Source organism: Dyella terrae (genome assembly GCF_022394535.1).
Classification (GTDB): Bacteria; Pseudomonadota; Gammaproteobacteria; order Xanthomonadales; family Rhodanobacteraceae; genus Dyella.
This window is the reverse complement of the sequence record NZ_CP089414.1, coordinates 4,758,036-4,777,969: the sequence shown is the minus strand read 5'-3', so window position 1 is coordinate 4,777,969 and position 19,934 is coordinate 4,758,036. Positions and strand designations below refer to the sequence as shown.

At 64.1% G+C, this 19,934-nt stretch carries 19 protein-coding genes; 4 read left to right on the top strand and 15 right to left on the bottom strand.

The genetic code is table 11. The features are described 5' to 3' along the window. The 7 genes from DYST_RS21050 to DYST_RS24215 form a co-directional block, all read right to left on the bottom strand. Positions 1-1,710, bottom strand: a complete 1,710-nt coding sequence (locus DYST_RS21050; RefSeq protein WP_239948142.1) for a methyl-accepting chemotaxis protein — start codon at positions 1,708-1,710, stop codon at positions 1-3. A gap of 27 nt (positions 1,711-1,737) precedes the next feature. Further along, positions 1,738-2,244 (bottom strand): chemotaxis protein CheW, encoded by a 507-nt coding sequence (locus DYST_RS21045; protein ID WP_239948140.1) that lies wholly within the window; start codon positions 2,242-2,244, stop codon positions 1,738-1,740. A gap of 124 nt (positions 2,245-2,368) precedes the next feature. Beyond that, positions 2,369-4,039, bottom strand: coding sequence for a methyl-accepting chemotaxis protein (locus DYST_RS21040; RefSeq protein WP_239948138.1), 1,671 nt, complete (start codon positions 4,037-4,039; stop codon positions 2,369-2,371). 263 nt (positions 4,040-4,302) lie between these two features. After that, the gene (locus DYST_RS21035; protein WP_239948136.1) at positions 4,303-6,291 is read right to left on the bottom strand and encodes a chemotaxis protein CheA; all 1,989 of its coding nucleotides are present in this window, start codon (positions 6,289-6,291) and stop codon (positions 4,303-4,305) included. A 154-nt stretch (positions 6,292-6,445) separates the two neighbouring features. Next, on the bottom strand, positions 6,446-6,808 hold the full coding sequence (locus DYST_RS21030) for a response regulator (RefSeq protein WP_019466590.1): 363 nt from the start codon (positions 6,806-6,808) through the stop codon (positions 6,446-6,448). A 14-nt stretch (positions 6,809-6,822) separates the two neighbouring features. Further along, complete coding sequence (locus DYST_RS21025; RefSeq protein WP_239948134.1) at positions 6,823-7,194, bottom strand: STAS domain-containing protein; 372 nt, start codon at positions 7,192-7,194, stop codon at positions 6,823-6,825. A 1,089-nt stretch (positions 7,195-8,283) separates the two neighbouring features. Continuing rightward, positions 8,284-8,433 carry a hypothetical protein gene (locus DYST_RS24215; RefSeq protein WP_343214843.1) on the bottom strand — a complete coding sequence of 50 codons (150 nt, stop codon included), beginning with the start codon at positions 8,431-8,433 and terminating at the stop codon, positions 8,284-8,286. On the opposite strand from DYST_RS24215, the gene DYST_RS21020 reads away from it, so the two are divergent. The 3 genes from DYST_RS21020 to DYST_RS21010 all read left to right on the top strand — a co-directional run bounded on the left by DYST_RS21020 (position 8,426) and on the right by DYST_RS21010 (position 10,377). Further along, positions 8,426-8,740, top strand: coding sequence for a flagellar hook-length control protein FliK (locus DYST_RS21020; protein ID WP_343214842.1), 315 nt, complete (start codon positions 8,426-8,428; stop codon positions 8,738-8,740). The two genes, DYST_RS24215 and DYST_RS21020, sit on opposite strands and share 8 nt — an antisense overlap. Beyond that, positions 8,737-9,009, top strand: a complete 273-nt coding sequence (locus DYST_RS21015) for an EscU/YscU/HrcU family type III secretion system export apparatus switch protein (protein WP_102303819.1) — start codon at positions 8,737-8,739, stop codon at positions 9,007-9,009. The genes DYST_RS21020 and DYST_RS21015 overlap by 4 nt, the downstream gene beginning before the upstream one ends. A gap of 159 nt (positions 9,010-9,168) precedes the next feature. Further along, the gene (locus tag DYST_RS21010) at positions 9,169-10,377 is read left to right on the top strand and encodes a DUF2252 family protein (protein ID WP_239948130.1); all 1,209 of its coding nucleotides are present in this window, start codon (positions 9,169-9,171) and stop codon (positions 10,375-10,377) included. Positions 10,378-10,435: 58 nt separating this feature from the next. On the opposite strand, the gene DYST_RS21005 is transcribed toward DYST_RS21010, so the two are convergent. After that, positions 10,436-11,380 carry a SphA family protein gene (locus tag DYST_RS21005; protein WP_239948128.1) on the bottom strand — a complete coding sequence of 315 codons (945 nt, stop codon included), beginning with the start codon at positions 11,378-11,380 and terminating at the stop codon, positions 10,436-10,438. Positions 11,381-11,566: 186 nt separating this feature from the next. Here DYST_RS21005 and DYST_RS21000 point away from each other — a divergent pair, with 186 nt between their 5' ends. Further along, positions 11,567-12,364 carry a hypothetical protein gene (locus tag DYST_RS21000; protein ID WP_239948126.1) on the top strand — a complete coding sequence of 266 codons (798 nt, stop codon included), beginning with the start codon at positions 11,567-11,569 and terminating at the stop codon, positions 12,362-12,364. A gap of 13 nt (positions 12,365-12,377) precedes the next feature. Here the strand turns inward: DYST_RS21000 and DYST_RS20995 are convergent, their stop codons facing one another. From DYST_RS20995 to cheY, 7 genes are all read right to left on the bottom strand, one after another. Next, positions 12,378-14,315 carry an AI-2E family transporter gene (locus DYST_RS20995; RefSeq protein WP_239948117.1) on the bottom strand — a complete coding sequence of 646 codons (1,938 nt, stop codon included), beginning with the start codon at positions 14,313-14,315 and terminating at the stop codon, positions 12,378-12,380. 90 nt (positions 14,316-14,405) lie between these two features. After that, a complete protein-coding gene (locus DYST_RS20990; RefSeq protein WP_102303814.1) occupies positions 14,406-14,861 on the bottom strand; it encodes a chemotaxis protein CheW in 456 nt (151 codons plus the stop codon). Between the two features lie 52 nt (positions 14,862-14,913). Next, complete coding sequence (gene motD, locus DYST_RS20985; RefSeq protein WP_239948115.1) at positions 14,914-16,077, bottom strand: flagellar motor protein MotD; 1,164 nt, start codon at positions 16,075-16,077, stop codon at positions 14,914-14,916. Positions 16,078-16,092: 15 nt separating this feature from the next. After that, complete coding sequence (locus tag DYST_RS20980; RefSeq protein WP_102303812.1) at positions 16,093-16,833, bottom strand: flagellar motor protein; 741 nt, start codon at positions 16,831-16,833, stop codon at positions 16,093-16,095. A gap of 1 nt (position 16,834) precedes the next feature. Next, the gene (locus DYST_RS20975; protein ID WP_239948113.1) at positions 16,835-18,787 is read right to left on the bottom strand and encodes a chemotaxis protein CheA; all 1,953 of its coding nucleotides are present in this window, start codon (positions 18,785-18,787) and stop codon (positions 16,835-16,837) included. A 3-nt stretch (positions 18,788-18,790) separates the two neighbouring features. Continuing rightward, a complete protein-coding gene (locus DYST_RS20970) occupies positions 18,791-19,432 on the bottom strand; it encodes a protein phosphatase CheZ (RefSeq protein ID WP_199040834.1) in 642 nt (213 codons plus the stop codon). Next, a complete protein-coding gene (gene cheY, locus DYST_RS20965) occupies positions 19,429-19,836 on the bottom strand; it encodes a chemotaxis response regulator CheY (RefSeq protein ID WP_102303809.1) in 408 nt (135 codons plus the stop codon). Before cheY ends, DYST_RS20970 begins: the two co-directional genes overlap by 4 nt. Positions 19,837-19,934 lie beyond the last annotated feature (98 nt).

Here is a 19,934-nt window from a genome sequence, read left to right as displayed (position 1 = left end):
TCAGAACTCCTTCCAGGAGCCGGCATCGGCGGCCTCGGTGCGTGTCGCACGCTGGGCCGGTGCGTTCGAACTGCGCACGGCGGCGAAGACGGCTTCGGCTTCGGCCATCACCGACTGCGAACGAGCCTTCTCGGTGGCGACTTCGCCACCTTCCACCATCTGGAAGAAGCCAACCTGACGAGCCAGCTCACCGGCCTGCTCTTGCATGGCACGGGCGGCAGCGGCGGCCTCTTCGACCAGCGCTGCGTTCTGCTGGGTCATCTCGTCCATCTGCAGCACGGCGTGGTTGACCTGATCGATGCCGGCCGACTGCTCCTGCGAGGCCGCAGCGATCTCGGCCACGATATCGGTAACCTTTTTCACGCTGTCGACAATGTCGGCCAGCGCCTTGCCGGACTGGTCCACCAGCGACGAACCCACGCGCACTTTCTCCGCGCTGTCGTTGATGAGGCCCTTGATTTCCTTCGCGGCACCGGCGCTGCGCTGCGCGAGATTACGCACTTCGGTCGCCACCACCGCAAAGCCACGGCCCTGCTCACCGGCGCGAGCTGCTTCCACCGCGGCATTGAGCGCCAGCAGGTTGGTCTGGAAGGCGATTTCGTCGATGAGGCTGACGATGTCGGAGATCTTGCGGCTGGAGTCGTTGATCTCACGCATGGCGGAGCTGGCCTGCGCGGCCACTTCGCCGCCGTGCTCGGCCTGGCGACGCGTGGCGCTGGCGAGCTGGTTGGCGTGGCTGGCGTTCTCGGCGTTCTGCTTCACGGTGGAGGTCATTTCCTCCATCGAGGACGCGGTTTCCTCCAGGCTTGATGCCTGCTCCTGTGTGCGCTGGCTCAGGTCGTCATTGCCGCGCGCAATCTGCTGCGCGGCCGAACTGACGGAGCCCGCACCGTGACGTACTTCGCCGACGATGGCACCCAGGCGCTCATCCATCGTGCGCAGCGCTTCGAGCAGTTCGCCCAATTCGTCCTTGCGGCGAGTTTCGATCTTGTGGCCAAGCTTGCCGTCGGCGATGGCATTGGCCACCTTCACCGCAACGCCCAGCGTGCTGAGGATGGAGCGAATCAGCAGCGTGGCCATGATGGCGGCGACCAGCAGGCCAACCAGCAGCGAAACGATGCTGATCGTACGCACGACGTGGTAACGGACGACCTGCGCGTCATAGATCTGCTTGGCATCGGCGCGCTGCGCTTCCACCAGTTTGCTCAGCGCGTCTTCGCGCTGGATCATCAGCGGACGAACCTGCATTTCCAGCAGCTCGTTGGCACCGGTATCGCCCTGATTGAGCGCATCGACCATCGAATTGAGCGCATCGTCGTAGTCCGCATCGGTGGACTTCCAGTCGTCGTACTGCTTCTTGACGGCGGCGCTCATCGGCGCGGCCGACAGCTCCTTCTTGAGCTCCGTCATGCTGTCGCGAAGCTTCTGGAATTCGGCCAGCTTGGCCTTCACCTGATCGGCCTTGCCCACCAGCGAGGAGGACTCGCCCAGCAGGATGAACGACATCAGGTGTTGCTCGGTGATCTGGGACACAAGCTGGGCCGGCACGATCTCTTCGTCATAGATCTTGCCCATGCCATCGTTCTGCTGTTGCATGCCGCCGATACCGATCACCGCACCGGCGATCAGCATCAGGCCGAGCAGGCCCAACACCACGCGCATACGGTTGCGGACGTTCAGTTCCGGGGCTTTCAGTGCGAACTTCTTCATGATGATTACACTTCCTGCGTATGTCGTTCAGGCCACGGCTTTCACATCGGAGACGGCTGGCAGCGCCGCCTCAAGCATTTGTGCGTCCTGGGGCTGCAGCAGCTTGTCCACATCCAGCAGCAGCACCATGCGCTCGCCAGCGGACGTCAGCCCCTTGAGGTATTCGGTATCCACGGTGGTGCCCATGTCCGGCACCGGGCGGATCGCGTCAGGCGTTACGTCGAGCACGTCGGATACCGCATCGACCACCACGCCGAAATTGCGGCCAGCCACCGTGATGATCACGGTGACAGTGGTGACGCCGTAGGCCTCGCGCTCCAGACCGAAGCGCAAGCGCATGTCGATCACCGGCACGATGGCGCCGCGCAGATTGAGCACGCCCAGCACGTAGTGCGGCGCCTGGGGAATGCGTGTAACCGGGGTCCAGCCACGAATCTCGCGGACCGCCAGGATGTCGATGCCGTATTCCTCGTGGGCAAGGTTGACGGTGAGGTACTGCGACTGGAGCGCCTCGCTCCGGGTGTTATCGGACATGTTCGCCTCGTGGTCGGGGCCGCATGCAAGGCCCCCTATCGGGTTCTGGATCGGCGGAAGGCCGGGAAACTTGAGGGAAACGCGGGTTTTCGGTACCGCCCTTGCAGGGAGGCCCCGTGACGGGTCAGAACTCGCTCCACCCACCTGCCACGGCGGGCTCGGGCCGCTTGGCGACTGCGGGCCTGACAACCGGTGCGGCTCTCGGCACGGGCTTCGCGGCCGCCTGATCCAGCCGGAAGAACCGCACCTGCACAGCCAGCTCGTCCGCCTGTTCCTGCATGGCGCGGGCGGCGGCCGCCGCCTCTTCCACCAGGGCGGCGTTCTGCTGGGTCACCTCGTCCATCTGCATCACGGCGCGGTTGACCTGATCAATACCCGACGACTGCTCCTGCGCCGCGGCCGACATCTCCGCCACGATGTCGGTGACACGCTTGACGCTGTCGACGATGCTCGCCAGCACGGCGCCGGATTCCTCCACCAGGGCAGAGCCGGCCTGCACCTTATCCACCGTGTCGCCGATCAAGGCCTTGATCTCCTTCGCGGCGCTTGCGCTGCGCTGGGCGAGGTTGCGTACTTCACCGGCCACCACTGCGAACCCCCGGCCCTGCTCGCCGGCGCGCGCGGCTTCCACCGCAGCATTGAGCGCGAGCAGGTTGGTCTGGAAGGCGATCTCATCGATCAACTGCACGATGTCGGTGATCTGGCGGCTGGCTGCTTCGATCTCGCGCATGGCGCCGCTGGTGCGCACGGCCACCTCGCCACCACGCTCCGCCTGGGAGCGCGCCGTACGGGCAAGCTGATCGGCGTGGCTGGCGTTGTCGGCGCTCTGGCGCACGATGGAGGTCATCTCCTCCATCGACGCGGCGGTTTCCTCCAGGCTTGAGGCCTGCTCCTGCGTGCGATGCGATAGGTCGTCGTTGCCCCGTGAGATCTGCTGCGAGGCGGTGGATACCACCTGCGAACCTTGCTGCACTTCGCGCACGATCTCCACCAGCTTGGCGCGCATGCGCTGCAGCGCATCGAGCGTGCTGCCGGGCGCAAACACCTGCTTGGCGTCTCCGCCGGAGAGGTCACCGTCGGCAATGCGGCCCGCCATCGCCAAGGCATAGGACGGCTCACCGCCGATGCTCTGCCGGATGCTGCGCATAGAGCGCCACACCACCACGATGACCAGCAAGCCGACCAGGAACGCGCGCAGCAGGCTGCCTTCGAGCATCTGGCGGAACTGGGCGTCGATGTCGACGAAGTAAGCGCCGGCACCGATGTGCAGATCCCACGGTTTGTACCAGGCCGTGTAGCTGATCTTGGGCTTGAGCTCTTTCGAGCCCGGCATGGGCCAGGTGTACTCGGTCTCGCCGTGCCCATCGCGCTGGTCGGCGGCCATCATGTCCTGATAGAAGCGCTTACCGTTGGCGTCTTTGTCCTCTTTGATATTCGAACCCACGCGGTTATGCATGACGCCGTGCAGGTGCAACACATAGTTCGAGTCGAAGCCGAACACGTAGCCCTTTCCATCACCCCAGCGCAACGCGGTCAGCGCCGCCAGCGCTTGCTTGCGGGCCTCCTCGTCGCTGAGCTCACCCGCTGCGGCGCGCGCGTGAAACGCATCGAGGATGGAGATCGCGGTGCTCACTTCATCCGACAACGCATGCACGCGCGCCTGCATCTGCAAGCGTCGACTGTCCACGGCAGAGATGATGGTGAGCGCGAATAGACCGGCCACGACGAAAGCAATGACGAGCCATACCTTGGCCGAAAGGCTCAGGCGATCAATGGTGGTCAGGGGAGACTTCATAAAAAGGACCTTCAGAATGAAAATAGGCCAGTTGCGATAGCCGTGATTCATTCCCTGCACTGCTCTTACGCGGGCCGCAGGCCAACGCACCGCGGCTTCCTGTCGCGGTTGTTCAACAACATTCAGAGGGACGGCGCCGACCGCCCGAGAAGGGGGCTGCCGAGCCGTTGTGCCGGGAACCGGCGATGTGTCGGCTGGCGATGCGCCTTCCCGCACATCGCCTGACCGTTATTTGTTTACTCCGCGGCGCCTTTGCCGCGACCTCACGCCGCCTTTCGGCGCCCCTGCATACGCACCAACCCGGAGATGTCGACAATCAGCGCGACGGAGCCATCCGCGAGGATGGTCGCGCCGGATACGCCCTGCACGCGCCGGTAATTGGCTTCCAATGACTTCACCACGGCCTGCTGCTGTCCGATCAGGCCGTCGACGAACAAGCCCACGCGCGCACCATCGCCTTCCACCACCACCATCAAACCTTCGTCGATAGCGTGGATGGCGTTCTCGCAATGGAAGGCTTCATGCAAGCGCACCACCGGCAGGTATTCGCCACGGAAACGGAACAGCTCGCCGCCACCAGCGACACTGCGCACGGCGTCAGCCTTGAGCTGCACGGATTCCACGATGGAAACCAGCGGCACGATGTAGCGCTCGTCACCCACGGCGGCAGTGAGGCCGTCGATGATCGCCAGCGTCAGCGGCAAGGTGATGGTGAATACACTGCCCTTGCCCTGCGTGCTGCGGATGGTGACGGTGCCGCCGAGGTCGCCCACGTTGCGGCGGACCACGTCCATGCCCACGCCACGGCCGGACAGATCGGTGGTGACCGCCGCGGTGGAGAAACCCGGCTGGAAAATCAGGTCCGCCACGGCCTCGTCGGTCATGCCTTCCCCGGTAGCAATCAGGCCGCGCTGGATAGCCTTGGCGACGATCGCCTCGCGGTTGAGGCCAGCGCCATCGTCTGACACTTCCACCACGATGCTGCCGCCGCGATGCGACGCCTGCAGGGTGAGCGTGCCGGTATCGCCCTTGCCCGAGGCGCGGCGCTTGTCTGGCGTTTCCAGGCCGTGGTCGATGGCGTTGCGCACCAGGTGCACCATCGGGTCGCCAATCTTCTCGAGCACGGTCTTGTCCAGCTCGGTCTGTTCACCAATCAGCTCCAGCTTCACCTGCTTGCCGAGCTTCTGACTGATGTCGCGCACCATGCGCGGAAAACGATTGAACACCGAAGCAATGGGCAACATGCGGATGCCCATGACGCTTTCCTGCAGCTCACGCGTGTGACGCGCCAGCTGAGCCAACCCTTGTTCGAGGATGGCCAGCCGCGAGGCATCGATATCGCCCTCGCGGAAGGTGTCGAGCATGGACTGGGTAATCACCAGCTCGCCCACCAGGTTGATCAGCCCGTCGATCTTGTCGATGGACACGCGCACCGAACTGGATTCGGCGCTTGCTTCGCGCTGGGAGCGTGCGGCGCCGGCGTCCGCGACGTTCGGCGCGGGCGTCGCGGACGGAGCAACGACGGGCGTCGGTGCCACGTCCGCCACGACATGCTTCGCCTCGATCTCCAGATCGCACTCGCCTTCCACCCAATCGAACACGCTCGTGATGTCGGCTCGCTTGGCCGGCCCCTTCAGTTCGATGGTCCAGCCGAGATGGCACTCGGTGGGTTCCAGCGCAGCGAACGGCGGCAGGCGATCGAACGATGCCGTCACCTCCAGCTCGCCCAGCCCCGCCAGTTCGCGGATGAGGCGCAACGGCTCGTTGCCACCCGCCAGCATGCTGGCGTGCGGACGGAATTGGATGGTCCAGGCGTCGGCCTGGTCCGCATTGCGACGCGCCTGCACAGCGGCTGCGGGAACACCGCGACCCATGGCGGCCGCCAATTCGTTGCGCAGCCCTTCGGCCACGGCATCATTGAGCGGTTCGCCGGCCTGGGCGCGGGCGAACATGCCGCGCAGGCAATCCACCGTGCGCAACAGCAATTCGATGATGGTGCCGTCGATCGCACGCTTGCCGCTGCGCACTTCATCGAGCAGCGACTCGGCCTCGTGGGTGAACGAGGACATCTCGGGGAATCCGAAGGTAGCCGCGCCACCTTTGATCGAGTGCGCGGCACGGAAGATGGTGTGCACCAGCTCCCCATCGCCGCCTTCATCCAGCGCGAGCAGCGACGACTCCATCGTATCGAGCCCTTCCAGGCTCTCTTCGATGAATACCTGTTGGAACTGCGCCAGACCGGCATTGCTCATGATGATCTCTACTCTAGGGATAGCTTCGCGGTGACCTGCCTACCCGTCATCCCTGCGAACCCCGAGAAGGGGGCAAGGGCAGAGATCCAGCGCCTTTGCTTTAGCCGGCAAAAGGCACTGGATTCCCGCTTTCGCGGGAATGACGAGCAAAAGATCAACCCAGCACGCGCTTGACGGTTGCCAGCAACTGCTCAGGGTCGAACGGCTTCACCAGCCAACCGGTAGCACCGGCAGCCTTGCCTTCCATCTTCTTATCCGTATGCGACTCGGTAGTCAGCATCAGGATGGGCACGCCCTTGTAGGCCGGCAGCGTGCGCAATTCGCGCACCATGCTGATGCCGTCCATCACCGGCATGTTCACGTCGGCCAGCACCAGATCAAAGCTGCCACCCTTGGCCGCATCGAGTGCCAGCTGGCCGTTCTCCGCCTCGCTCACATCGTGACCCGCATTGCGCAAGGTGAAGGCCACCATGCCGCGCATCGAAGCCGAATCGTCCACCGCAAGAATCTTTGCCATCTTCCACCTCAGTTTCAGGCCGACATCGCCGCCGGCAATTCCAGAACCTGCGCCAGGCCGAGCACACCGGCGGCCTCGCGCATGACATCGCTCACTCCCAGCCACGCGGGCGACTGGCCGCGTGCCGTCGCCTCGCGACGGAACGCCACCAGCAACTGCAGTGCGGCGGTGTCCACGCGTTCCACGGCGGCACCGTCCAACTGCGCGCCGGGCGCGTCGAACGCCTCGATCAGCGCTGCCTTGACGTCGGCCACGCTGCCGAGCCGGAAGTCGGCAGGCAACGCGATCACGCGCACCCCGCCCTTGCCCCCACCCGTCGTCTTGCTGCCCATCGTGCTGGTCCTTTCGCCCACCCTGCGGGCGTCTACGGGTGGTTTATCGGCCATACGCCTATCCGCTTTAGCGATCCCGGCCCCATACCGCCGGATTTGGGCTAGGGCCTGTTAACGCCATTGGCGTAGCCCGCGTTGCTTGTCCGTAGCCGCTGGGCGGTGGGGCGTGGCGCAGGCCTGGCTGGCTGCCAGGTCAAGCCGCGCGCTGCCGCCGAGTGGCTACGGACAAGCAACCCTTCGGGCTGGGTCTTTTTGCCCGCCATACCGCGTCATCACTCAGTCGTGTACGGACGTACACTCCCTCGTTCTTCCTTGTCTGGCGGGCAAAAAGATCCCAGCGCGGGCCACGCCAATGGCGCTAACAGGCCCTGGGCAAAATGGTCCTCAAGTTTTTCCGAGGCCGGCCGATCTTCATGGCACGGAAGGGCGCGCGCACGACGCCATGCGCGCAAGGAGCCACGATTGATCATTCAACCCACCAGCCTCGCAGCCCTTGCCTGGGCCGGCGCCGCCTCTGGCAGCGCCGCCGAGAGCTGGCGCATCGGTACCGTGCTTTCCGCGCGCCCGCTGGGGATCAATCCCGACGGGATGATGGTGCTGCAGATTGGCGCCCTCGCCGTCGAGACCGAGGCGCCCAAAGGCCAGTTGCCCTCCCAGTTCCAGGTGCGTGTACTCACTTTGGGCGCGCAGCCGATGCTGGAGGTGATCAGCGCGCAGACGCCCGAGCCCGCCACGCAACAGGCCATGCGCGAGCGCTTGCCCCAACAGAACGGCTACGCCCCGCTATTGGCCACGCTCGACGCCTTGTCCCAGCGCCCCGCGCTGCGCCAGTTGCCCGCCTATCTGCGGCCGGCGCTGGCCATGCTGGAACATGGCGTGCGCACGCCAGCCGAGATCACCCGTGGCGAAGGCCTGGAGGAGGCCATCAAGCGCAGCGGCCTGTTCCTGGAATCCGAGTTGGCGGAACCACACCTCGACATGGCTGGGCTGAGCCAGGAAGACTGGAAGGGTGCGCTGCTTCGCCTGGCCAGCCTGCTCGACGACTACCTACCCGCGCGCCGCCCCGCACCCACGTCCAGCGAAACGCCGCCACCCCTGCAGCAACGCGGTGTGCAGGCGCAGCCTCGCGCGCCCCTGCCGCTGTCATTGCTGGACGACGACGTCGACGCCCTGCTCAGCCGCCTGCATGGCGAAGTGCATGCGGCGCTCGCACGCGTGGAAGTCGCACAGTTGGAAGCGACCACGACATCCGCCTGGATGATCGAGATTCCGCTGCAGGGTGAGGATGGGCACGACATCCTGCAGGTACACCTGCAGCAGGGCGATGCCGACAGCGGCTCATCGTGGACGCTCGGCTTCGCTATCGACTTGCCGTCGCTCAGGTCCGATCCAAGGCGAGCTGCAACTGCGGGCACTTCGCCTGTCGGTGCGCCTGTGGGCGGAACGCGCCGACACCGTGCAGCGACTGGAGCAGCAGTTCGGCACGCTGCGTCAGACGCTGTCGTCGAGTGGCCTGACCCTTGACCAGCTCACCTGCCAGCAAGGCATGCCGCAATTGAGCGGCCAACACAGTGCCATCCTGCTGAGGACCACGGCATGAGCAACACCCTGCCTCCCGCACGGCGACGCGTCACACTGCGCCTTTCCGGCGGCCCGAACGATGCGCCGGCCACGCCGGTGACCCTTCCGCCCGAGTCGCTGGAAACACTCCTCGCACGTGCACGCGCACTGGGCATCCCGTTGCACCAGGATCCACAGATGGCCGCACTGCTGGCCTCACTGCGACTAAAGCAGGAGGTGCCTGCCACGCTCTACGCCGCTGCCGCTGCCGTCCTCTCTTGCATCTACGACGCGGCGGACCCGCACTGATCGGCCTGTCATCCCTGCACGGATAACGCATCGTCGCGCAGCCTGCGATCGAGCACCGACGCTGAACGCCCGTTTTTCGCGGCGCTACCCGCGCGAAGAACATGACATGTCCTTCATCCTTGATCCGCGAGAGTGGTTTTCGTCCCTACGGAGCTGCTTATGGCCCGTCCAAAGAATGCCGCTGTATCGCCCTCGAAACGACAAGGCGCGCTGATCGAGCGCCGCAACACCAAGATGGCGCGGTCCGCCCACGCCTATGTGCGCGGCAACACGGCGCAGTTCTACGAATGGCTTGATTCGCGCGCGGCGCCCCATCTTCCCGCGGGACCCGCCATCTGGATCTGCGGCGACTGCCATATCGGCAATATCGGCCCCGTCGCTGACGATCGCGGCAAGGTGAAGATCCAGATTCGCGACTTCGACCAGAGCGTGATCGGCAATCCAGCGCACGACCTCGTGCGTCTTGCGCTTTCACTCGCCATGTCCGCACGCGGCTCGGACCTGCCGGGCATCATCACCGCCAACATGATGGAAGCCATGCTCGACGGCTATGAGGCAGCCTTCCCGGAAACGGATGATGACGAACCAACGATGCCCGGCGTGATCAAGCTGGTGATGAAGCAGGCCGTGCAGCGCAACTGGAAATCGCTGGCGCGTGAACGCCTGGCCGGCATGCAACTCGAGCTCCCGTTGGGCAAGGAGTTCTGGCCCCTCACGCTCAAAGAACGCAAAGCGATTCAGTCGATCTTCCGCGAACAACAGCTCGACGAACTCGCCACGCAACTTCGCCATCGCGAACCCCAGGGCAAGGTGAACGTGCTCGATGCCGCGTACTGGCGTAAAGGCTGCAGCTCGCTCGGAAAACTACGCTACGCCGTATTACTTGATGTGGACGGTAATGTGGTGGAAGGCGACGACCTTTGCCTGATCGATATCAAGGAGGCGACGGCATCTATCGCACCGCGCGCAACGAATGTGCGCATGCCGCGCGATCCCGCCGAGCGCGTCGTGCTTGCCGCGCAACACCTCTCTCCTGCACTGGGAAATCGCATGCGGCCAGCGCGCCTGCTCGACAAGCCCGTATTCGTCCGCGAGCTGCTACCGCAGGACCTGAAGATCGACATCGCGCGCTTGCGACAGAAGCAGGCGCGACGCGTGGCAGCCTTTCTCGCGCATGTTGTCGGTCGCGCGCATGCACGGCAAATGGATGCCGCCGCGCGCAAATCGTGGTGCCAGGAGCTAAAGCGCAATCATTCACGCACGCTCGATGCCCCATCATGGTTGTGGCAAGCCGTCACCGGTCTACTCTCGATGCACGAGCGCGACTATCTGGATCATTGCCGACGCTACGTCGGCGGCCATGCCTGAGCCGAAAACGACGAAGGCCGCCCCAAGGCGGCCTTCGTCAACTTTCATATCTGACACGTTAGAGTGAAATGGTTGCCGAGAGCATCGCCGGATTGCCCTGAGTACGATTCTGGACATCGAACTCGTGCAGCCAGCGCAGAGAGAACTCGACCTGGCCGCCCTGCCACTTCTTCAGATAATTCACCATGGGGCCAATGGCCAGTGAATGCCCTTTGAAGCCATCCAAGCGGTCGGCCAGCGGGCCGGAATCCTTCTCCAACTGGTAGATCCATCCACCCACGGCGCCGACACCCCAGCCCGTTGGAAAACGCTTCACCAACAGTGAGTCGATGCGGAAGACCGCGCCGTTCTGATAGTTCGTCGCGTTGTCCTTCGTGTAGAAGTCCACCGCACTGGTCGTGCTCCACTCCAACGAGCCCTTATCGAACAACTGCGTATAGCCGATCGTGGGGGAGAACACCCAAACGTTGAGGCTGTCATTGGCGAGCGCACCCTTGGTATAGCTTCCCGTGGGCGCTTCGATGTACAGCGCCAGCGACATGTGCTGCGTCTGACTGAAATGGTGGCTAGCAATCACCGGTGCGAAGCTTGCGTCGTAAAGGCCTGTCGCGCTGTCGGTCTTGCTGGCGGAAAACGGCCCGAGGCGCGCGTTGGCATTGACGTTCACATAAGCGAAAGGCACGTCCACCATCGAGGCGAAATTCCACGATGACGGCTTGGTGTTCCAGATGTACATGCCAACGAACGACGCCAGCTGGAATTCGGCCTTGACGCCTAATGCCGAACCACCACCCGCAATCGGGACTTCCTTCGACGCACCGATGCTGCCGCTGTAGTAGCCGTAGCCAACCTCCCAGTTCCAGCCGGGCGTTGGTGGCACCAGACCCGCATAGGAGGTTGCCTGAAGCCCGGTAATCGCTTTACCCACACCACCCTCGGTGGCGAAGGCAGGTACCGCCGCCGTGGCAGCCAACAAAAGAAATGTGGATAGAAGTCGTTTCATAAGATAGCTGCTAAGACGGAGGGAAAGGGCTAAAGCCGCCCGCGCGGGCGCTTTGGCGAGGTAAAGCGTGGCTTCCCGTACCCGTACGGACAAGCGAAGATCTACGCAGCAGAGGCAAGTAGAAATACGCATGACATGTCTTCGACGAGGCACCCATCATGGAGTGGGATACCAAGGATCGAGACCATGCGTATATCAAGAAAGACCATGACCTTCCTTGCATGGCCGATGCTGCTGAGCGCGCCGCTCGCACATGCCCAGTCCAGCGACGAAATGAACGCCGCCAACAACCCGTTGCAACCCTCCGTAGCCCTGAACCTGCAAGACGACTACACCGGCAGCTACTACAACACCAATGGAGCCGATGCCAACGCGTTCCTGCTGCGCGGCGCGCTGCCGCTCAAGCTGTTCGGCTTGCCCCAACTATTGCGCGCCACCCTGCCGGTGGCGACCACGCCGAGCATCCAACCCAATGGCCGCACCACCAACGTGGGCGACCTGAATGTCTTCGACGTGGCCTTGTTCAAGGCCGGGCCATTCGAGATGGGTGTAGGTCCGCAATTGACTGCGCCCACCGCAGGCTCTGATCTCACCGGTACGGGTAAATGGCAGGGGGGACTTGCGGTGCTGGCCATATCACCGCAGCCGTGGGGGCTCGTCGGCGGACTGGTGACATGGCAACACTCCTTTGCCGGCTCAAGCAACCGGCCCACGCAGAACAACCTGCAAGCGCAACCGTTCTTCATCTACAACTTGCCGCGCGGCTGGTATCTGCGAAGCACGGCGACATGGAACTGGGATCTGCACGCAGGCACCCACTACCTTCCCATCGGCATCGGTACCGGCAAGGTGTGGCGCGACAGCGCCGGTACCACGTACAACTTCTTTGCCGAACCGCAGTTCACCGTAGCGCGCGAAGGTGTCGCGGTGCCGCACTTCCAGCTCTTTTTCGGTCTGAACATGCAGTTCCCGATCAAGCGTTAAAAGGCCCTGGCGCTCACGCTGCAGCGGCACTTCCCGAGGGGAAGCGCGCAATCGCCTGTTGCGCAGCCTGCTCCAGTGACCGGACCACCTCATTGACGTCAGCGTTGACGGGCAACTCCGCTTCGGTCGTCACCAACGGCTCCGAGAACAACACACCGACGATGCATGCCTCGGGAATGCTGCTGCGCACCGTGCCGACGGCGTCGCCGAAAACACCCCGCTCAACGATGGGAAGGGTGCTCACCAGATAGACCATCGAGACGGCATCCGGTGTGGCATCGGGATGCGGCTCGTCATCGAACGACGTGAAATCCTCGATGGACAGATGGCGGGCATCGATGTGCAGGTCGCGCAGAATGCGCGTCAGCAGCTCGGTGGCAAGATCGTCGGCGACCGAGCCCAGGCCCAGGCACAACACCACGGAGCCAGCAGGAACGGTCAATGGCCCTTGCCAGCGACCAAAGGCATCTTCGCGGTGCTGTCGCAAGCTGCGACCGATGCTTGTGCCGTCGAGCACGGAGGCGCGTCGGCGCCACCGCGTCCATTTGCTCTCGTGACTATCGAGTGCTTCCACCACCGTCACGATGGTCCGCTTCACCGATGTCTGCTGCGCGGCGTTGATGGCGCCAGCGGTAAGGTCGACACGGGCCAGCTGCAGCGCTGGCAGCAACACGGCATCGCAGTAAGCGGCGAAGCTTTTGCGTTTCAGTAACTCGCGTGCCTCGCTGATGATTTCCCCGGCGTCGCCAGACAATGCGCGCTGGTACACGCGCTGCGGCATGGTGAGCGCCGGCGCGTCGCCCAGCAGAATGTTGAGCAGGTCCAGCGCTTTCACGTGGCGTCCCGCCACCACCAGGCACAGCGTGAGCGGCGTGGACATCAGCAAACCCACCGGACCCCACAGCCAGCTCCAGAAGATGGCCGCCACCACCACCGCCAGCGGCGAAAGACCCGTCGTGTGTCCGTAGAGAAACGGCTCGATGAGCTGGGATACCACGATCTCCACCACGAGATAGAGCACCACCGTCATCACCAGCAGCGACCAGCCGGGCGACACCGCTGCCGCGAACAGGCAGACCAGCGCCGCCACCATCCACACGCCGATGTAAGGCACGAAACGCAACGCTGCCGTTAGCGCTCCCCACAGCGGCGCACTAGGAACGCCGATCACCGTCAGGCCGAGCCAGATCGCCACGCCAACGCTGAAATTGACCGAGAAGGTGGAAATGAAGAAACGCGACAATCGCTCACCCGCATCGTTGATAGCGGCCGTCGTCGCGCGCAGATCGGTGCCACCCGCCAAACGGATGAAGCGATCACGTAAGGATTCGTGCTCCAGCAGCACAAAAATCAGCACCACCAGCACGATGCCCGCGGTTTCCACCGGCACCCACGCAGTGGACAACAAACGAGTGACGAGTCCGATCGGCGTGGATGGAACCTTGGTGGATGACTGGGCAGCCTTTGATTCGGCTGGGGCATTGGTGAGGTAAGGCGGCGCAACGAAAGGCGATGCGGCCGTGCCAGCCTGCGCAGGCGCCGTGCCCTGCCCCGTGTTGTCCATCACCTTGCCCAACTCACCCTGCAGCAGATCCAATCGGCCAAGCGTTTCTTCGCGCAGCGATTGCACCTTGGTGCGGATAGTCACCTCGTACTGCGGCAGGCTGCGTGCCACGTGGACCACCTGCGTACCCATCATCGTGGCCAGGCCGCTGACCACGACGACCAACGCCACCACGGCGATAAGCACTGACGTGGTGTGTCCCAAACCGATGCGCCGGTACAAGCGCACCCAAGGCGCCATCAGCAGGCTGAGGAACAGTGCGAGAACGATCGGGACCAACACCTCTCGCCCGAAGTACAACAGCGCCAGCACGCAGGCCGCGGCGATGATGACGACCGCGCGTTGACTCGCCGACGCAACCGGCAATACAGGGTCTTGCGACGACATGGGCCGGTCTCCTCTCCACCATGGACTGGACCGGGGGCAACCATGTTGCCCCCGGTGTCGCAAGGATAGCCGCGACCGGCGCCGGAAAGGTCAGGCCGCTTCGTGCTCCAGCGGCAGGCGACATAGACGGCGTACGTCAAGAAGTGCCACAAAGCCGCCCTGCGAGGGCAATACGCCGTTCACGGGATCGTCATCGCGCGCTGAACCGCCAGGCAGCGGCGGCGCGATGTCATTGGCGGCGGCCGACAACAGGTCCCCGATGGCGTCCACGCGGATGCCCACCAGATGCACGCCGTACGAAAGCATCACCTGGCGCACCTGGAACGGATCGGCACGTCCTTCCTCGGACAAGCCAAGGCGGCGACGGCCATCCAGTACGGGCACGATGCGGCCACGCAGGTGCCGGATACCCAGCAGGTCGGAAGCTGAACCCGGCACAGGCGTCAGCTCGCCATCGCGGAGCACTTCGCTTACCTGTGTCAGGGGCGCGGCATACATCTGCCCACCGATGCGGAAAGACAGCCAGTCTTGAGTGTTCCGGGTCATGGCAGCGACTCCCCTGTGGTGACCTTGACGGTCGGTACTTCAAGCATGCAATTCATGGACCATGTTCCGGCGAGGTCACGCGGGCGGCGCCGACAGTGATGGCGCCCGCAGCCACATCGGGCATGGGGGCCTGCGGCGCCAGGTCCGGTTTGGCGTCGCCGTCCTGTTGGGCGGTGTGCGTGGGTCGGGCCAGGATCACCTTGTTCACCGGCACAGCATCGATCGGCCGAGGCGCGACCACTTCGATGGTTGGCACCGCCCCAGGGACGTTCGCGGCGGGCGCCGCACTCGTCAGCACAGGCGCCGTCACCGCCGCAGCAACCGATGCGGCGGATGCCGGTGCGGCGGCATTGTCGACCGTCAACTGACCCGCGTTCTGCGCATCGTTGTAGAAGCGCTTCGGCGCGTTGTCTTCGCTCAGCACCACGATAAGCACGCGTCGATTGTGGTTACGGCCGTCTTCGGTTCCATTGTCGGCAGTAGGACGGAATTCGCCCCAGCCCATGATGCCCAGGCGCGAAGGCTCCACGCCCTGCTCCGAAAACAAGCGCGCCACGCTTGCTGCACGCGCAGCGGACAGCTTCCAGTTCGACGGATACAGCGAGGTGTTGATCGGACGATCGTCCGTGTAGCCCTCGACACGCACCGGATTGGGAAACGGCTTGAGGATGGATGCCATGTTGTCCAGCGCATCCATCGCCTCCGGTGAAAGCTTGGCGGCGCCGCTCTGGAACAGGATGTCGGTGCGCAGCTCTATCTCCAACCACGACGTGGTCTTGCGCACGATTACCATCTTCTTGTCGATCAGCGGCTGCAACGCGCGCTGCACCTGATCTCGGATCACTTCCAGGTTGCGCCTTTCATCGCTCTGCGACGCCGAACGCATATCGCTCGCGCGGACGAGCTGCGGGCGCGCAGGAATCGGCACGCTCACCGGCGTGGTCGCCGCGCCGGGCTGCGTTTGTGGCGAGGCGATAGCCGGATCGACGTTGTGCGGCTGCGCGCGCGTCTGCGGCATCGGAGCAATCACGTGGCTGGAGCCGTTGAACGCCTCGATGATGGAGTTGGACATCACGCGGTACTTGCCTTCGTTCACCACCGACACCGCGTACATCACCACGAAAAAGGCGAGCAGCAACGTCATCAGGTCGGCGTAGGGAATAGCCCATGCCTCATGATTGACGTGGTCTTCGTGATGTTTTTTCTTCCTGGCCACGATGCGTCGTCCCGGTTACGCGAGGTAGCCCTGAAGCTTGGCTTCGATCTGGCGCGGGTTCGCGCCTTCGGCGATCGACACCAGTCCCTCGATCAGGATTTCGCGCATCTGCGTCTGCTTATGGATCAAACTCTTCAAGCGGGCAGCCATCGGCAACATCCACAAGTTGGCCAGAGCCACGCCGTAGATGGTGGCGACGAAGGCGGCGGCGATGCCGTGACCGAGCTTGCTGGGGTCGGCAAGGTTCTGCATCACCGCCATCAGGCCCATCACGGCGCCGATGATGCCCATGGTGGGCGAGAAGATGCCGGCACTCTCGAACACCTTGGCGGCGACAAGGTCATGGTGTTCGCGCGCACCCACTTCCACTTCCAGCACACCGCGGATGGCGTCCGGCTCGCTGCCGTCGACCAGCAACTGCAGGCCCTTGCGCGTAAAGGTGTCGTTTTCCGAATCGATCTGCGGCTCCAGGCCCAGCAAGCCTTGGCGGCGGGAGATTTCGCTCCAGCCGACAATGCGGCTGATCAGGTCCGATGGCTGGTGCTGCGGTGGCTTGTACACCAGCGGGAACATCGCAATGGCGTGTTTGAGCACCTTGCCGGAGTTCTGCACCAGCAACGCCGCGATGGTGCCGAGAAACACGATGACGAACGCGGCGGGATTCCACAGCGCTTCCACGCTGGAACCCTTGAGGATGGTGCCGACGATCACGACCACGAAGGCCAGGATCGTACCGATGAGACTTACCAGGTCCATGTCAGGTCGCTACACGAAGATTGGGGAGGAGTTGGCCGTCGCTGCCGGACAAACCGGCAAGATCCATCACCAGCGCCAGACGGCCATCGCCGGTAACGGTCGCACCTGCTACAGCAGGCACGCCTTCGAACAGGGGGCCAAGCGGTTTCACCATCACGTCTTCACGGCCCAGCACCTCATGCACCAGGCAGCCCAGACGCATATGGCCGATATGCAGCACCACCACGTGGCGTCCCGCAGGCCCATCCACACCGATCCAGCCGCCGAGATCCGCCAGCGCCAGCGCGCGACCACGGTGCGAGGCCACGGCGCGGCCATCGAGTTGTTGTTGCTGACCCGCGGCGAGTTCGAACACTTCGTCCACGTTGCTCAACGGCAGCGCCAGCAGGCGCGCGCCCACGCGCACCATCAGCACGCGCTGGATCGCCAGCGTCAGCGGCACGGCCAGTTCCAGCGCGCTGCCCTTGCCAAGCTGCGAGCGCACCGACAGCGTGCCGCCCAGCTCGACCACGCGCGTCTTCACCACGTCCATGCCCACGCCGCGACCGGAGATGTCGGAGACCGTAGCCGCCGTGCTGAAGCCGGGGCGGAAAATCAATTCGTAGCATTCGTTCTCGGACAGGCGCGATGCCTGCGCCTCGTCGATTACACCCTTTTCCACCGCCTTGCGGCGCAGGATCTCGGGGTTCATGCCGCGCCCGTCGTCGGACACGGTGATGATGATGCGCTCACCGCGCTGGCTCGCACCCAGCGTTACCGTACCCTTGCGCGACTTGCCGGCGCGCTCGCGCTCGTCCGGCATTTCCAGGCCATGATCAAGCGCGTTGCGGATCAGGTGCACCATGGGATCGGCCAACGCTTCGACCAGACTGCGGTCGAGGTCGGTGCCCTCACCTTCCTGCACCAGTTCCACTTCCTTGCCCAACTGACGCGACAGGTCGCGCACGATGCGGGGAAAGCGCTGAAACAGTCGACTCACCGGCTGCATACGCATGCCGAGTACGGCGTTCTGCAAGGCATCGGCGACGCGATCGAGTTCGCTGGCAGCCAGCTCCAGCGTTTCGTCGCCGGTCTTTGCCGCCAGGCTCAACAATCGGTTGCGCACCAACACCAACTCACCGGCGCGATGAACCAGCGCATCAAGGCGCGCCGTGTCCACACGAACGGTGTTTTCAGGTGCGGGCGCCGCGTGCTTTGCCGCCGGAGCCGCGGGCGCGGCTACTGGCGCAGCAACCGGTACGGAAACGTTCGTCCCGGGAATACCGCCCTTGCCGTGAAGATTGTCCAGCAACGACTCGAACTCGTCGTCAGAAATCGCTCCGGATACGGCAGCCGGCAACGCGACTGCTGTTGCGCCCGGTGCAGAGCCTGAGCCATGCAGGTTGTCCAACAGGGCTTCGAACTCATCGTCACTGATGCTGCCGGACGCCGTCGGCGACGCCGCTGGCGCGCCCGGCGCACCACCCGTGCCGTAAAGGCTGTCGAGTAGCGCTTCAAATTCGGAATCGTCGATGCTGCCATCGGCCGGAGGCGGCGCCACCGGCTTCGGCGGCGGTGCTGCCGGCGCAGCGGCCGGGCCAGGCATCAAGCGTTGCAGCAGCGCCCGCGGCGGCATCGCCATCGCGCTACCGCCAGCCAGCGCCGCCATCATGTCGTTGAGCAGGTCCAGCGCTTCCAGCAGCGCGTCCATACGGTTGGCGTCGAGCAGCAACTGCCCGTTGCGCGCCACATTGAGCAGGTCTTCGGCGTGATGGCACAGCTGCACCATCGGCTCGATGGCAAGAAAGCCCGCGCCGCCCTTCACCGTGTGGAACGCACGGAACACGGCGTTCAACAGATCGGCATCGCGCGGCGCTGCCTCCAGCCCAATCAACTGCTCACCCAGGCGCTGCACGAGCTCCCCGGCTTCCACCAGGAAATCGTTGCGCAGCTCGCTGTCAAACGAAGGGTCCATCGATCAGAACCCGAATTCGCTCAACAAGCGATCCGCTTCGTCCTGGCTGGTGACCTTGACCGGGCCCGCCGCCGCTTCGCCGGACGCCAGCGCGCCGGTAAGGCTCACCAGTTCCAGCAGCGAGTTCTCGACGCTGCCGATGAAGTTCACGACCTTCTTGATGCGCTGGCCCGAAAGATCCTGCCACGACTGCGCCACCACGAAGTCAGCAAGACCGTCGCGGCACGCATTCGCGAACGACTGCGACTGCTTTGCCAGCACATGCGCCACGTCGCCTTCAGACGTACCGTCGATCACTGCGCCCGCGTTTTCGGCCAGCGACTCAGCCTGCGGACGCATACGCTCGACAAAATCGAGCGACCGATGCGCGGCCTGCGAACTCATTTCCAGCACGTCTTCCAGATGCTTGCGCGCATCGGCGACGCTGCCCGGCACGCCTTCCTGCGCCAGGTCGCCGCCAAGGCGGCGCACGGCATCGTGCAGGTCACGTGCAAGCAAACCCAGCGCGCGGAACACACGCTGTTCGCGCTCGCGCACCAGCACATCGAGCGCCTGCTCGAAAGCGGCCCCATTGGGGCTGTTCAGCAGGTCGTGAAGTTCTTTCGGCATCGCTTCGCCGGCTAGCAGAGCAACTTGTGCGTTCATGCGCTCGCTCCGCTGGCGGCCAGGCGTTCGAAGATCTTGCCGAGTTTTTCCTGCAGGGTGACGGCGGTGAACGGCTTGACGATGTAGCCGTTCACGCCTGCCTGTGCGGCGGCGATGATCTGGTCGCGGTTGTTCTCAGCGGTCACCATCAGCACCGGCAGGCCCTTCAGCGCGGGCTCGGCGCGAATGGCGCGCAGCAGGTCGATGCCCGTCATATTGGGCATGTTCCAGTCGGTCACCACCATGTCGAAGGCGTTGTTGCGCAACATGGTGAGCGCGTTCTCGCCGTCGTCGGCTTCCTGGATCAGCCCGTTGCTGAAACCCAGCTCGACCAGCAGGTTGCGAACGATGCGCCGCATGGTGGAGAAGTCGTCCACCACGAGGATCTTCATATTCTTGTCCAAACGCTTTCTCCGCTGCGCGTGTGTATGACTTGAGTTGAAACAGGGACGAGGGACAAGTTGCGAGGGCGCAACAACCGAGCGTTTGCTCGACCCTTCAC

Excerpts from the sequence above, each read along its gene's own strand:
- DYST_RS21050 (WP_239948142.1), bottom strand. The coding sequence starts at position 1,710 with ATGAAGAAGTTCGCACTGAAAGCCCCGGAACTGAACGTCCGCAACCGT.
- DYST_RS21045 (WP_239948140.1), bottom strand. The coding sequence starts at position 2,244 with ATGTCCGATAACACCCGGAGCGAGGCGCTCCAGTCGCAGTACCTCACC.
- DYST_RS21040 (WP_239948138.1), bottom strand. The coding sequence starts at position 4,039 with ATGAAGTCTCCCCTGACCACCATTGATCGCCTGAGCCTTTCGGCCAAG.
- DYST_RS21035 (WP_239948136.1), bottom strand. The coding sequence starts at position 6,291 with ATGAGCAATGCCGGTCTGGCGCAGTTCCAACAGGTATTCATCGAAGAG.
- DYST_RS21030 (WP_019466590.1), bottom strand. The coding sequence starts at position 6,808 with ATGGCAAAGATTCTTGCGGTGGACGATTCGGCTTCGATGCGCGGCATG.
- DYST_RS21025 (WP_239948134.1), bottom strand. The coding sequence starts at position 7,194 with ATGGCCGATAAACCACCCGTAGACGCCCGCAGGGTGGGCGAAAGGACC.
- DYST_RS21020 (WP_343214842.1), top strand. The coding sequence starts at position 8,426 with ATGGGCACGACATCCTGCAGGTACACCTGCAGCAGGGCGATGCCGACA.
- DYST_RS21015 (WP_102303819.1), top strand. The coding sequence starts at position 8,737 with ATGAGCAACACCCTGCCTCCCGCACGGCGACGCGTCACACTGCGCCTT.
- DYST_RS21010 (WP_239948130.1), top strand. The coding sequence starts at position 9,169 with ATGGCCCGTCCAAAGAATGCCGCTGTATCGCCCTCGAAACGACAAGGC.
- DYST_RS21005 (WP_239948128.1), bottom strand. The coding sequence starts at position 11,380 with ATGAAACGACTTCTATCCACATTTCTTTTGTTGGCTGCCACGGCGGCG.
- DYST_RS21000 (WP_239948126.1), top strand. The coding sequence starts at position 11,567 with ATGCGTATATCAAGAAAGACCATGACCTTCCTTGCATGGCCGATGCTG.
- DYST_RS20995 (WP_239948117.1), bottom strand. The coding sequence starts at position 14,315 with ATGTCGTCGCAAGACCCTGTATTGCCGGTTGCGTCGGCGAGTCAACGC.
- DYST_RS20990 (WP_102303814.1), bottom strand. The coding sequence starts at position 14,861 with ATGACCCGGAACACTCAAGACTGGCTGTCTTTCCGCATCGGTGGGCAG.
- DYST_RS20980 (WP_102303812.1), bottom strand. The coding sequence starts at position 16,833 with ATGGACCTGGTAAGTCTCATCGGTACGATCCTGGCCTTCGTGGTCGTG.
- DYST_RS20975 (WP_239948113.1), bottom strand. The coding sequence starts at position 18,787 with ATGGACCCTTCGTTTGACAGCGAGCTGCGCAACGATTTCCTGGTGGAA.
- DYST_RS20970 (WP_199040834.1), bottom strand. The coding sequence starts at position 19,432 with ATGAACGCACAAGTTGCTCTGCTAGCCGGCGAAGCGATGCCGAAAGAA.